The organism is Actinomadura sp. CNU-125, from assembly GCF_001942465.1.
GTDB lineage: Bacteria > Actinomycetota > Actinomycetes > Streptosporangiales > Streptosporangiaceae > Spirillospora.
Genome location: NZ_MKJY01000148.1, coordinates 1 through 12,577, shown reverse-complemented (window position 1 = coordinate 12,577; position 12,577 = coordinate 1). Strand labels below are relative to the sequence as shown.

General features: G+C 72.8%; 10 protein-coding genes and 2 pseudogenes. 8 read left to right on the top strand and 4 right to left on the bottom strand.

The genetic code is table 11. The annotated features are described in order from the left end of the window. The coding region (locus tag BJF79_RS60655) for an ROK family protein (RefSeq protein ID WP_410050109.1) at positions 1-351 on the bottom strand (351 nt) is incomplete at its 3' end. A gap of 50 nt (positions 352-401) precedes the next feature. Between BJF79_RS60655 and BJF79_RS60650 the strand changes: the two genes are divergently transcribed. Continuing rightward, on the top strand, positions 402-578 hold the full coding sequence (locus BJF79_RS60650) for a hypothetical protein (protein WP_262402242.1): 177 nt from the start codon (positions 402-404) through the stop codon (positions 576-578). A gap of 200 nt (positions 579-778) precedes the next feature. On the opposite strand, the pseudogene BJF79_RS67070 reads toward BJF79_RS60650, so the two are convergent. Continuing rightward, a pseudogene (locus tag BJF79_RS67070) lies at positions 779-868 on the bottom strand (hypothetical protein); the annotation flags it as partial. A gap of 130 nt (positions 869-998) precedes the next feature. Between BJF79_RS67070 and BJF79_RS67065 the strand changes: the two are divergent. The 4 genes and pseudogenes from BJF79_RS67065 (at position 999) to BJF79_RS18655 (ending at position 5,564) form a co-directional block, all read left to right on the top strand. Then, complete coding sequence (locus tag BJF79_RS67065; protein WP_410050108.1) at positions 999-1,832, top strand: FGGY family carbohydrate kinase; 834 nt, start codon at positions 999-1,001, stop codon at positions 1,830-1,832. Further along, a pseudogene (locus BJF79_RS67060) lies at positions 1,751-2,393 on the top strand (FGGY-family carbohydrate kinase). Before BJF79_RS67065 ends, BJF79_RS67060 begins: the two are co-directional and overlap by 82 nt. A 26-nt stretch (positions 2,394-2,419) precedes the next feature. Further along, a complete protein-coding gene (xylA, locus tag BJF79_RS18660; RefSeq protein ID WP_075899135.1) occupies positions 2,420-3,580 on the top strand; it encodes a xylose isomerase in 1,161 nt (386 codons plus the stop codon). A gap of 277 nt (positions 3,581-3,857) precedes the next feature. Continuing rightward, complete coding sequence (locus tag BJF79_RS18655) at positions 3,858-5,564, top strand: hypothetical protein (RefSeq protein WP_075899133.1); 1,707 nt, start codon at positions 3,858-3,860, stop codon at positions 5,562-5,564. A gap of 8 nt (positions 5,565-5,572) precedes the next feature. Here BJF79_RS18655 and BJF79_RS18650 read toward each other — a convergent pair whose 3' ends face one another. Continuing rightward, the gene (locus BJF79_RS18650; protein WP_075899131.1) at positions 5,573-6,496 is read right to left on the bottom strand and encodes an MEDS domain-containing protein; all 924 of its coding nucleotides are present in this window, start codon (positions 6,494-6,496) and stop codon (positions 5,573-5,575) included. A gap of 168 nt (positions 6,497-6,664) precedes the next feature. On the opposite strand from BJF79_RS18650, the gene BJF79_RS18645 reads away from it, so the two are divergent. After that, on the top strand, positions 6,665-7,174 hold the full coding sequence (locus BJF79_RS18645; RefSeq protein ID WP_075899129.1) for a mycothiol transferase: 510 nt from the start codon (positions 6,665-6,667) through the stop codon (positions 7,172-7,174). Between the two features lie 628 nt (positions 7,175-7,802). Here the strand turns inward: BJF79_RS18645 and BJF79_RS18640 are convergent. Next, positions 7,803-10,901, bottom strand: coding sequence for an AfsR/SARP family transcriptional regulator (locus BJF79_RS18640; protein ID WP_083733568.1), 3,099 nt, complete (start codon positions 10,899-10,901; stop codon positions 7,803-7,805). A 249-nt stretch (positions 10,902-11,150) separates the two neighbouring features. Here BJF79_RS18640 and BJF79_RS18635 point away from each other — a divergent pair, with 249 nt between their 5' ends. Then, positions 11,151-12,365 carry a hypothetical protein gene (locus BJF79_RS18635; RefSeq protein ID WP_262402241.1) on the top strand — a complete coding sequence of 405 codons (1,215 nt, stop codon included), beginning with the start codon at positions 11,151-11,153 and terminating at the stop codon, positions 12,363-12,365. Between the two features lie 11 nt (positions 12,366-12,376). Beyond that, positions 12,377-12,577: hypothetical protein (locus BJF79_RS18630; protein WP_143220027.1), on the top strand; the 201-nt coding region annotated here is incomplete at its 3' end.

Genomic DNA, 12,577 nt, shown 5'->3' with positions numbered 1-12,577 from the left:
GGCGGCGAGCGCTGTCGCGTCCCCGGCGGCGAGGCGGCCGGCGAGGACGGCGGGCGATGCGTCGCCCGCCGGGATCCCCGCGGCGCGCAGCAGCGCGTCCTGACCGGCGATCTGCTCCAAGCAGCCGCGGCCGCCGCAGGGGCAGGACGGACCGGACGGGTCGGCGACGAGGTGGCCGAGTTCGCCCGCGAAACCGTGGGCGCCGCGGAACACGCGGCCGTCCACGACGATGCCGGCGCCGATGCCGATCTCGCCGGAGACGTGGACGAAGTCGCCGAGCCGGGTACCGCCGCCGAACCACAGTTCCCCGAGGGCCGCGAGGTTGGCCTCGTTGTCGTACTCGGCGGGCAGCCCGGCGCCGGCGCCGCGACGGGCACGTCCGTCCAGCCGAGGTTGGGGGCGTGCCGGACGACGCCGTTCTCCCGGTCGAGCAGGCCGGGCAGCGCGACGGCCGCGCCGACGACGGTGAGGCCCTGCCCGGCCGCCGCCGCGGCGGCCTCGCCCGCCAGCCCGGCGAGCGCGCCGAGGACGGCGCGGGTTCGCGGCCGCGGTTGCGCTCGGTCACGACGTGCCGGTAGCGGACCCTGCGGGCCAGGTCGAGGACGCACGCGGAGAGGTGGTCGACGCCCACCTCCAGGCCGAGCCCGGCGGCGCCGTCGGCGCGCAGCGACACGGCCACGCCGGGACGGCCGCGCTCGCCCTCGTGGACGGGCGCGCCGTCGACGACGAGCCCGGCGTCGTCCAGGATCCCGACGAGGTTGGACACCGTGGTCTTGGTGAAGCCGGTCAGCTCGGCGAGGCGGGCGCGGGTGACGGGCTGGTGCCGGGCGATGTGCTCCAGGACGACGGCGAGGTTCCGGCCGCGCATCGTGGCGTGCCGGACGGGGACGTTCCCGGAGTTCGTCATGGACGCACCCTAATTCAGTCGCGCCTATAGGCAGAGCCTGGGCCGCCTGCTACGTTGCTTAAGTCCACATTGTTGACGAAAAGAGGGCGGCATGGCCGAGGGGCTGGTCGCGGGCGTCGACTCCTCGACGCAATCGACGAAGGTCGTGCTGTGCCGGGCGGCCGACGGCACCGTGGTCGACGAGGCGTCGGCGCCGCACCCCGACGGCACCGAGTGCCACCCGAGGCACTGGTGGGACGCGCTGTCGCGGGTCCGCGGGGTGCTGGAACGCGCCGACGCCGTCGCCGTGGCCGCGCAGCAGCACGGCATGGTGGCGCTGGACGCCGACGGCGAGGTCGTCCGGCCCGCGCTGCTGTGGAACGACACGCGTTCCGCCCCGCAGGCGCGCGCGCTGGCCGCGGAGCTCGGCGGCCCGCAGGCGTGGGCGGAGCGGACGGGCAGCGTGCCCGTGGCGTCGTTCACGGTGACGAAACTGCGGTGGATGGCCGAGCACGAGCCGGAGAACGCGCGCCGCACCGAGCGCGTGCTGCTCCCCCACGACTGGCTGACGCTGCGGCTCGGCTCGGACGGCCCGGTCACCGACCGCGGCGACGCGTCCGGCACCGGCTACTGGTCCCCCGCCGAGGCGCCTACCTGCCGGACGTCCTGCGCGCCGCGCTCGGCCGGGACGCCGAACCGCCGCGCGTGGCGGCCCCCGGCGAGCGCGTCGGGACGACGCCGTGGGGCGCGGCCCTCGCGCCCGGCACCGGCGACAACATGGGCGCGTCGCTCGGCCTCGGACTGCGGCCCGGCGACGTCGTGCTGTCGGTCGGGACGTCCGGGACGGCGTTCGCGGTCGCGGACGTGCCGCGCCGCCGACCCGTCCGGCCTGGTCGCCGGGTTCGCCGACGCACCGGCCGGTTCCTGCCGCTGGTCTGCACACTGAACGCCGCCCGGATCCTGACGGCGGCGGCCGCGATGACCGGCGCCGCGCTGGACGAGCTGTCCGCGCTGGCGCTCGCCGCCGAGCCGGGCGCGGGCGCGCTCACGCTGCTGCCCTACCTCGACGGCGAACGCACCCCCGACCGGCCGGACGCGACGGGCGTCCTCACCGGCCTGACCACGGCGAACGCCACCCGGGAGAACGTGGCGCGGGCGGCGGTGGAGGCGCTGCTGTGCTCCCTCGCCGACGCCGTCGACCACTTGGCCGCGCAGCGTCCGGCCCCGCCGGACCCTGCTGATCGGCGGCGGGGCGCGCGCCGAGGCCGTCCGCCGGCTGGCCCCGGCGATCCTCGGCACGCCCGTCACCGTCCCGGAACCCGCCGAGTACGTGGCGCTCGGCGCCGCCCGCCAGGCCGCGTGGGCGCTGGCCGGGACGGCCGAACCCCCGGACTGGCCCGCGCCGCCCGCCACCGAGCACACCGCCGACCACGTCGAGACGGCCGTCCGCGAGCGCTACGCCGCGCTGCGGGACGCGGCCCCCGCCCTGGGTACGGCGGGTTCTTGAGCCGGATTCACATCGAGGAGGACGACATGACCGACTACACCCCGGTTCCCGAGGACCGGTTCTCGTTCGGCATCTGGACGGTCGGCTGGCAGGGCGTGGACGTGTTCGGGCCCGGCAGCCGCCCCCCGATGGCCGCGGACCGCGCCGTCCGGAAGCTGGCGGAGATCGGCGCGTACGGCGTGAACTTCCACGACAACGACGTGTTCGACTTCGACGCCTCGCCCGCGGAACGGCAGGGGAAGATCGACGCGTTCCGCAAGGCGCTGGACGAGACGGGCCTCGTCGTCACCACCGCGACGACCAACCTGTTCGGCCACCCGATCTTCAAGGACGGCGCGTTCACCTCCAACGACCGCGACGTCCGCCGGTTCGCGCTGCGCAAGGTCATGGACAACCTCGACCTCGCCGCCGAGCTGGGCGCCCGCACCTACGTGTGCTGGGGCGGCCGGGAGGGCGCCGAGTCGGGCGCCGCCAAGGACGTCCGCGCCGCGTTGGACCGTTACAAGGAGGCGTTCGACGTCCTCGGCTCCTACGTCGTCGACAAGGGCTACGACCTGCGGTTCGCGATCGAGCCGAAGCCGAACGAGCCGCGCGGCGACATCCTGCTGCCCACGATCGGGCACGCGCTGGCGTTCATCCAGGAGCTGGAGCGCCCCGAGATGGTCGGCCTCAACCCGGAGGTCGGGCACGAGGAGATGGCGGGCCTGAACTACGCGCACGGCCTGGCGCAGGCGCTGTGGCAGGGCAAGCTGTTCCACATCGACCTGAACGGGCAGCACGGTCCCCGCTACGACCAGGACCTGCGGTTCGGCGCCGGGAACGTGCGCGGCGCGTTCTGGGTGGTCGACCTGATCGAGCAGAGCGACTACGACGGCCCGGTCCACTTCGACTTCAAGCCGCCGCGGACCGAGGACGACGCGGGCGTGTGGGAGTCGGCGGCGGCCTGCATGCGCAACTGGCTGATCCTGCGGGAGAAGGTGCGGGCGTTCCGCGCCGACCCGGACGTGCGGGAGGCCCTGCGGGACGCGAGGCTGGACGAGCTGGCCCGCCCGACGCTCGCCGCGGGCGAGGACTGGCGGTCCGTCCGCGACGCCTCCCCCGACATCGAGGCCCTCGCGGTCCGCGGCGCCGCCCACGAGCGGCTCGACCAGCTCGCGCTGGAGCACCTCTACGGCGTCCGCTCGTAGGAAGCCCGTCGCGCCCGTCCCGCACGGGCGACGCACGGAGCCCGCCCTCGCCCCCGCGGAGGGCGGGCTCCGTGCGTCCCGGCGCCGGGGCGCGTCGCAACGACGCCCGCAAGACCTCCCGCGGGAGTCGGCCATTAAGAAATAATTTTTCGTAATGGCCGAAATGATGGGATCTGTGCCATGTTGATCGCGTCGAGCACACGGATCTTGGCCCGCCCCCCGCCGCGCGGCTCCCCGCGCCCGTGCGCCGGTTCGCGCCGGGCCGTGAGGAGGACGCGTGACGCACCGCTCCCGAACCCGCTCCCGAACCCTCGCCGTCGGCACGTCGCTCGCGCTGGCCGCCGCCACCGCGGCCGTCCAAGCGCCCGCCGCGCACGCGGCGACACTGGACGAGGCGAACTTCCAGCTTCGGGTCGACCCCGAGAACTCCGCGTACCTGAAGGGGAACGTCGCCGAACTCGACGGCGAACTGCCCAACGTCGGCGTCTCGAGCATCATGACCGACGCCAACCGGCAGGGCACCGTCCGCAGCGGCGCCGCCTGCGATTCCGACGCCGTCTCCGACCCCGACCGGGACGACCAAAAGCCCGCGGTCTCGGTCGTCCAGAGCATCTGCTGGCAGAACGACGCCAGCGGGGAGGACGACCTCAACACCAAGCAGTGGTACCCGCAGGGCGTCACCACGGTCGCCGACGCCCAGGCCGACCAGTGGTGGGGCGACGACAACCAGCCGATCCTCGCCACCTGGTACCACAAGGCGGACTCGACGGGGAACTCCCAGAAGGGCGTCCGGCTCTCGTTCGTCGACCCCGGCACCGGCAAGTACCGGCACGTCCTGCTGGTCCACCCGTACGAGAACGGCCCCGGGAACGCCAGCTACACCAGCGTCCGCGATGACCAGACCGCGGGCGAAGGCAAGTCCCTGCACGCGGGCGGCATCGTCTGGTACGGCAACTTCCTGTACGTGGCCGACACCAACCGCGGTTTCCGCGTGTTCGACATGCGGCACATCTACGACCTGAAGGCCGCCGGAGACAAGGGGAACATCACCGACAAGAGCAAGGTCGGCCGCCACGACGGCGTCTTCTACGGCTACGGGTACCGGTACGTGATGCCCGAGGTGACGCAGTGGCGTCGCGTCACCGCCCAGTCCGGCACCTGCACCGACTCCGCGGCGGGCGGGAAGTTCTCCCACGCGTCCCTCGACCGCAGCGGCACGGACCACATCCTCGCGGGCGAATGGTGCGACGGAGGCTACGGACGCGTCGCCGCCTGGAAGATCGCGGACGCGACGGACGGTTCCGAGCAGCGCGAGAGCGGCACCTGGAACGCCGACGCCGTGCACCGGCTGCCGGAGACCAACATCCAGGGCGCGACCCGCTGGGACGACCGCTGGTACCTGAGCCAGAGCCACGGCGTGGCCGAGGCGAACGAGGACGACGAGGGCGAACTCCACACGACCGAGCAGGCGTCGCCCGACACCGAGAACCTGGTGACCGCCCGGACCCAGCCCGCGGCCATCGGCGTCGAGGACCTGTCCCACTGGCCCACCGGGCAGGGCACGACCAGGGACGCGGCGTCATCTGGTCGCTCTCCGAGCACCCGAACGACCGGATGCTGTACGCCACCCGCCCCCAGTGACCCCTCACGACGGCGAAGCGGGCGGCCCGTCCGTCTCGCGGGGGCGGGTCACCGCCGGGCCGCCCGGCCGGCTCGCCCCGGGAACCCCCCACACCGGAGCCCCGCACACGGGAACACTGACGGAACGCCGCAAGCGGCGAGACTGCCCGAAACAGCACATAAGGGAACGATGACCGGAAGGGTGCGCACGGGAAACACTGACCGGAACGTCGATGCCGGGGCCGCGCCGAACAGGCGCGGCCCCGGCCGCGTGCCCGGGGCCGACACCGGCGATCTGGCCCGCCGCGACGCCGAGGGCCGCCTCAAACGCGAGCCGCGTCTCCGCGCCCCGTCCCCCGTCTGACCCGCCGGTCAGGAGCCCGGACCGGGCGTGTGCAGCCGCACGTTCGTCCCGTCCGGGCCCGGCCGGACGTCGAGGTGCTCGCAGATCTTGCGGGCGAGCCAGAACCCGTCCCCGAGCGTGGCGTCGAGCGTCGGCGGGTGCAGGCCGATGAACGGGTCGAGGGACACCGGCAGCCGCACGTCGCACACCACCTCGCCGGACTGCGCCCACAGCGCCACCGCGGGCCGCCCGGCCCCGCCCGCCGCGCCGCCGACGATCTCCCCGACCGCCGCGGCGAAGGCCATCATGCGCTCGCCGAGCAGCCCCAGCGACGCCGTCTCCAGCACGATCGCGTGCCGCATCCGCCCCAGGTCGCCGCCGAACTCCAGCGTCACCGCATCCCGCGGCGGGGACGGCAGCGGGGCGGCGCGCCGCCGGACGAACGCGACCGGCTGCACGTACGCGGCGCTCGGGCGCACGCTCGTGCCGCGCACCATCTCCGGGTGCGTGCACCGCACGTTCGCGACGATCGCGGACGGCACGTCCCGCGCGTCGTACGGGCAGACCATGTGGATGCCGGTACCGCCGAACACGGTGTTCAGCGCGGACTCCATGCACTCCCACGCCTCGACCTGCCGCGGCGAGTGCCCCGCCCACACCGGCTCGGCCAGGATCCGGACGCGCTCGTCCCGGGGGTGCCGGTGCCGGTACGCGGTGAACGCCGCGACCCGCTGCTGCGGGCGGCGGCCGAACCCGCCCGTCTCGGCGAAGTCGACCCGGTTCGCCCGTCGTCCCAGCGCCGCCCGCACCAGTGCGATGTTGGCCGTCGTCGTCGCGACGAGCACCGGTTCGTCACGTTCCACCCCCTCGACGGCGAACGGCACGGCCATCCGCAGGAACTCGTCGTCGCACGCGTAGACGCACCCCTGGTGGACGAAGGCGGAACGGCTCATCCCCGCCCCCTCCCCGGACCGCCGGACGGGTGCCCTCGTCCGCGGCCCCGCTCGTACGGTCATCGCCACACCAAGGATCCATCCGGTCACGCTCAGTATCAAGCGAAACGCCGACATCCGCGCCCGGGAGAGCTGAAATCGCCGCGTCCCCGCACTAGCCTCGCGTCAATGACCAGCGCCGAACTGCTCACCGACGCCTTCGACCGGATCCGCGACGAGGTTCACGCCGCGGCCGACGGTCTCGCCCCCGACCGGCTGGCGTTCCGCGCCGACCCCGACGCGAACTCGATCGCCTGGCTGCTGTGGCACCTCACCCGCGTCCAGGACGACCACATCGCCGATGTCGCGGGCACCCCGCAACGCTGGACGTCCGACGGCTGGGCCGACCGCTTCGCGCTCCCCCTCGACCCGTCCGACACCGGCTTCGGCCACGGCCCCGACGAGGTCGCGTCCGTCCGCGTCGACTCCGCGGAGCTGCTGACCGGCTACCACGACGCCGTCCACGCGATGACCACCGACTACGTCGCCGGCCTCACCGACGCCGAACTGCCCGTCGTCGTCGACCGCGCCTGGGACCCGCCCGTCACCCTCGGCGTGCGCCTCGTCAGCGTAATCTCCGACTGCATGCAGCACGCGGGCCAGGCCGCGTTCGTCCGCGGCCTGACCGAACGCATGTGACCGAGCCCCAAGGGCGCAGGTGAGGCCAGGCGGAGAAGAGGGTGGAAAGTCGCGAGCGAGAACACGTCGACAGGAAAGTAAAAGGGAAGGCGGGCGGCAGCACTTCCGTAGTGCCGCCCACACCTTTTCCGTGACGGTCGGCCCGTGCGCCGCCGACCGAAGGTCGCCGACTAGGCCACCACCTGCGACAACGAGTCGAACACGAAGAGGGCCATGGTCATGAACATTGCAGCCACGGTCATGACCATTGCAACCCTGGCGACAAATCCCCACATATTGGACTCCCGCTACATCTATCACCGGAGGGTGCATGCAACGCGACATGAACCCTTATGGCCTGCTTGACCAGAAGGGACTCTAGCGAAGCTAGGTATCCCCTGTGCAGGGAACGTCACAATCGACCCTGATGTACTCTTGCAACCTTTTTGCAGGATGCAACAATTGGGGACAATGTCCATATTGTCATCCAGTGTTCCGGATTGAGCGGAAGATCTACGACCAGGTCCGTCCGGCCCCGAACAAGACGGACGTGGCGCTTCACACGCCCGATCCGGGCTCCTGACCAGGCTCCGCCGACTCGGACGTCCGCCGTCGTGGTGCGGCGAGCGGCGGCGGAAGCTCCTGCGGGTCAGGCCTCGGACGCGTCGTCGAGGTTCAGCCGTGCGCGGAGCGCGACGGCCTCGGGAACGCCGAGGTGCTCATAGAGTTCGAGTGCTCGGCAGCGATGGGCTTCGGCCGCGGCCGAACCGCGGGTGCGCGCGATGACATCGGCGATGCCGTCGAGGGCGCGGGCTTCTTGGTAGGCGTCTGCCATGGCGCGGGAGAGACCGAGCGCCTCCTCATAGTGGTCGAGCGCCGGAACAGGCCGATCGGAGCGCAGGTGGAGATTGCCGATGCCGCGAAGGGCGAGGGCCTGCTCGAACCGGTCGGCGAGGGTGCGGGCGAGCGTGAGCGCGTTCTGGTGGTGGATGAGAGCCTCTCCGTCACGGTCCAGTTCCGCGAAACAGAACCCGATGTGATTGAGAGAATCGCATTCGCCACGGCGGTCCCCGATCTCGCGGTAGATCGCCAGGGCCTGCCGGTACCGATCGATGGCCTCGGCCGGGCGACCGGCGCTCTGGTGGCAGGTGGCGACGTTGTTCAGCCAGATCGCACGATGCTGGCGGGGCATGTCGCCGACTTCGGCGGCACGAAGGTAATGGGCGAGAGCGTCCTCGTGGCGCCCCAGGCGCAGCTCGACGTCACCGATGTTGTTGAGGGTGATACGACGGCCCCGATCGTCGTCCGCACGTTCGTAGAGCGCGAGTGCGCTGTTCAGGCGGTCGGACGCGTCGGCGTAGCGACCGAGGTGCCACAGGATGATCGCGAGGTGGTTGAGCACCTCGGCTTCGCCGAGCGGATTCGCGAGTACCAGGTGTTGCCCCAGGGCCTGTTCGAAGTAACCGGCGGCGACATCGAATTCGGAACGGTGCCAGTGGACGAGGCCGATCTGGTCGAGGAATCCGGCGACCGCGGCGGCGTCCGCGCGCGAGCGCGCCAGTTCCAAACCTTCGGTGGCACTGTTCAAGGCGTGCTCGTTCTCACCGGAACGCCATGCGACCTTGGCGACGTCGGCGAGGGCACGGGTCAGTGCCGCGTCGTCACCGAGGACGCGCCACGCTGATACCGCGGTGTCGTGCAGACGGACGGCGTCGGCCCACCTCCCCGTGGACTCCAGATGCTCGCCGAGCACGGCGGCCAGGCTCGCGGCGTGCCGCGGGCGTCCATGAGCGGCCGCGTGCCGCGCGATGCGCAGCAGGTCACCGGTTCCTTCGGCGAGCCGACGGCGCGCCTCGTCCCGGGTGTTCGGGGGCGCTGCGTCGGTGGGCAGGGCGCCGGGACGCAGAAGCCGGGCGTCATGGGCGGCGCGGGCGAGACGATGGTCGAAGAGCCGCTCGAGCGCGGCGTCCCGAGCTGCGGGTTCGTCGCCGCGCGCGAGGTCTCCGGCGTACTCGCGGATGAGATCGTGGAACCGGTAGCGGCCGGGGCGCGGTTCGGCGATCAGGTGGTGGTCGTGGAGGGTCTCCAGTGCGCTTTCGGCCGCGGCGCGTCCGGTGCCGAGCAGCACGGCCGCGTCGTCGGTGGAGACGTCGGCGCCCGGATGCAAAGACAGCAGGCGGAACGCCTCACGGTCCGGTTCGCCCAGGCCCGTGTACGAGAGGTGGAACGCGGCCGTCAGGTCACGGTCCTCGGCGCGAATTTCGGTGAGCCTGCCGCGTCCCTCGGCAAGGCGGGCGGCGAGATCGGCGGCGGTCCAGCTGGGGCGGTGCAGCAGACGACCGCCCGCGAGTTGTACGGCGAGCGGCAGGTGCCCGCAGAGGCGAACGACGTCGCGGGCACCGGGTTCGTCCGGCGCGACGCGGTCTCCGGCGACGCGAGCGAGAAGGCGCACGGCATCGTCGGGGGCGAGAACATCCAGGCTGAGCGGGTGCGCGCCTTCCAGCCCGGCGAGCCTCCGCCTGCTGGTGACGATGACGAGGCATCCGGGGGCTCCCGGCAAAAGCGGGCGGATCTGCTCGTTTCCGAGCGCGTCGTCGAGGAGCAGCAGATAACGGCGTCCGGCCAGTCGGCTGCGCCAGAGGCTGGCCCGCTCCTGCGACGTCTTGGGAAGTTTCCCCGCCCCGATCACGAGGAGGAGACGTTCGAGCGCGACGGCCGGGGTGAGCGGATCGTGGTCGGCGTCATGGGCATGCAGGGAAAGATAAAGGCGCCCGTCCGGATAGCGATCGGCGAGGCGATGCGCCAGGTGGACCGCCAGGACGGTCTTGCCGACGCCGGGCATGCCATCGATCGCGAGGACGGGCACGGCGCGTCCGTCTGGTTCGGCAAGGACGACCAGTCGCTCGAGCTCGGCCGCCCGTCCCGTGAAGGTGCGCAGGTCGCGCGGAAGATCACTGGGCGGGCCGCCCGATGGTGCGAACGGTTCGGCCGGTGTGGGCGCCGCGAGCCCCGGGTCGTTCACGAGGATTCGACGGCGGAGGTCGTCCAGGCGGGTGCCGGGTGCGGCGTCGAGTCTCTCCTGGAGCCAGCGGCTCAATCGGTCGAACGCCCGGACGGCGTCGCCGGACCGGCCGCAGCGGTACAGGGCCAGCATGAGCAGTTCGACCGGCCTGTCCTCTCCAGGGAAACGGGCGACGAGCGCGTTCAGCTCGTCGACGGCGGCCGCGTGCCGGCCCAGCTGCATTTCGAGGGCGATGCGGTCGAGGAGTGCGTCGAGCAGTTCGCCCACGATCATGCGGCGAACGAGTTCGGCCCAGGAGCCGCTGAGGTCGTCGAGCGGCCTGCCGCGCCACAGGGACGCGGCGTCGCGGAGGAGGGCGATGGCCTGTTCGGGGTCTCCGCTGTCGGCGATCGCGCGGGCCTGGCTCCGCAAGGTCAGGAAGCGGTGGTAATCGATCTTCTCCGGGTCGGCGTCAACGCTGTAGGCACCGGAGTCCTGCCCGATCTCGATGCCCGCGTCGAGGTTCTGCAGGGTGCCGCGGAGCCGGGCGATGTGGATGTGCAGCCGACTCCGCGCGCCGGCGGGCGCCTCGCCGTCCCACAGGCGTTCGATCAGATCACCGGCACTGACCGGGCGGCCGGGTGCCAGCAGCAGGGAGACGAGGACGGTGCGCTCCTTGGCCCAGCGGGGCTCGTGGGCTCGCCTTCCGTCCCACAGTCGCACCGGGCCGAGTATGCGGAATTCCATCCGCGCTCCCTATGGAGAAAGCCCCCGATACCGCATTCGCGCCGACTGTGACGGTTGCGATCGTGACAGTTCCGATCATTCCAGCGTCAAGTGCCTTTGGCCACAAGTAACACCTGTGTCTCCTGGCCACTATGGGCCGAATTCCGAAAGCCGTCCGCAGGTGCCGCCGCAAGGGGTGCCGCAAGGTCCGCTCCCGACCATCGAAGCGGGGTCGCAATCCGACAAACCCGACAAGGGGGCACGAAGGCGATGTCAGGCAGCGAGTGGCGGCGGGGGCCGATGGGGCTCGACGCGGGACGGTGGGCGACGCGGGGCGCGTGCCGGACCGTGCTGCTGATCGTCCACACCATCACATCCGGGCAGCGTCTGCTGGAGGCCGCGCGGCTTCTGGAGGACGACCTGCGCGTGCAGGTGGTGTTCACGCAGGGACCCGACCGCTTCGGCGCCGGGGTGCGGGAGTTCCTCTCCCGGCTGGGAGCCTCGACGGTGTCGTGGGCCGAGGCCACGCGGACGCGTTTCGACCTCGCCATCGCGGCGGGCTACGGAGGCGTGCACGAGGTGCAGGCGCCGCTGATCCTCATGCCGCACGGGGTCGGCTTCAACAAGGTGCTGCCGCGCCGGGCGGGCCGGGCGGCGGCGGGCGGACGGAACGTCTACGGGATCGACCGGCAGCGGCTCGTCCACGACGGCGCGCTGGTGCCGTCGACGATCACGCTGCCCCATCGGGACGACCGGGCGGCGCTGGCGCGCAGCTGCCCGGAGGCGGTGCCGGCGGCGGCCGTCGTCGGCGACCCGTCCCACGACACGCTGGTCGCGAGCCGGGACCGGCGGTCGGCCTACCAGGTCGCGCTGGGGGCCGGGAACGGGCGCCGGCTGGTCGTGGTGACCTCGACCTGGGGGCCGGGCTCGCTGCTCGACCGGCGCCCCGAGCTGTGGGCGCGGCTGACCGAGGAGCTGCCCGAGCACGAGTTCCGGATCGTGACGCTCCTGCACCCGAACGTGTGGGCCGAGCACGGGACGTGGCAGATCCGGGCGTGGCTGGCCGCGTCGCTGCGGCGGGGGCTGCGGCTGGTGCCGCCGGAGGCGGACTGGCGGGCCGTACTGGCGGCGGCCGACTGGGTCATCGGCGACCACGGGTCCGCCAGCGTGTACGGGGTGCTGAGCCGGGTTCCGGTGCTGCTCGGCTCGTTCCGCCGCGTGGACGTGAACCCCGACTCCGCCGCCGCGCGGCTGGGCGAGGACGCGCCGCGCCTCACCGCGCGCGGATCGCTGCGCCGCCAGCTCGTCCAGGCGGCGGAGGGGTTCCGGCCGGAGCAGCTGCGGCGCGTCGCCGAGCGCATCACGTCCGAGCCCGGACGGTCGGCCCGCAACACGCGCCGGGTGATGTACCGGCTGCTGCGGCTGCCGCAGCCCGACAGCGTGCCGGTGGCCCCGCCGGCCGAGCCGCCGTTCCTGCTGAAGTGAGGAGGACCGCCATGCACGACGACGTCGTGATCACCCGGTTGTGCCGGCTCGGCCGGGTGCTGGGGCTGGCGCGGGAGCCGCGGCCGGGCGGGACGCCCGCCGTCCTGGTCATCCCGCGCGGCGGGCGGCTGCAACGCGCCGCGCTGGTGCTGTTCGGGCGGACCGGACGGGCCCGCGCCGCACGTCCCGGGGAGCCCGGCGGCCGCGACGCG

Coding starts and splice junctions, on each gene's coding strand:
- BJF79_RS18645 (WP_075899129.1), top strand. CDS start 6,665: ATGACCAGCGCCGAACTGCTCACCGACGCCTTCGACCGGATCCGCGAC.
- BJF79_RS67065 (WP_410050108.1), top strand. CDS start 999: ATGGCCGAGGGGCTGGTCGCGGGCGTCGACTCCTCGACGCAATCGACG.
- BJF79_RS18635 (WP_262402241.1), top strand. CDS start 11,151: ATGTCAGGCAGCGAGTGGCGGCGGGGGCCGATGGGGCTCGACGCGGGA.
- BJF79_RS18640 (WP_083733568.1), bottom strand. CDS start 10,901: ATGGAATTCCGCATACTCGGCCCGGTGCGACTGTGGGACGGAAGGCGA.
- xylA (WP_075899135.1), top strand. CDS start 2,420: ATGACCGACTACACCCCGGTTCCCGAGGACCGGTTCTCGTTCGGCATC.
- BJF79_RS18650 (WP_075899131.1), bottom strand. CDS start 6,496: ATGAGCCGTTCCGCCTTCGTCCACCAGGGGTGCGTCTACGCGTGCGAC.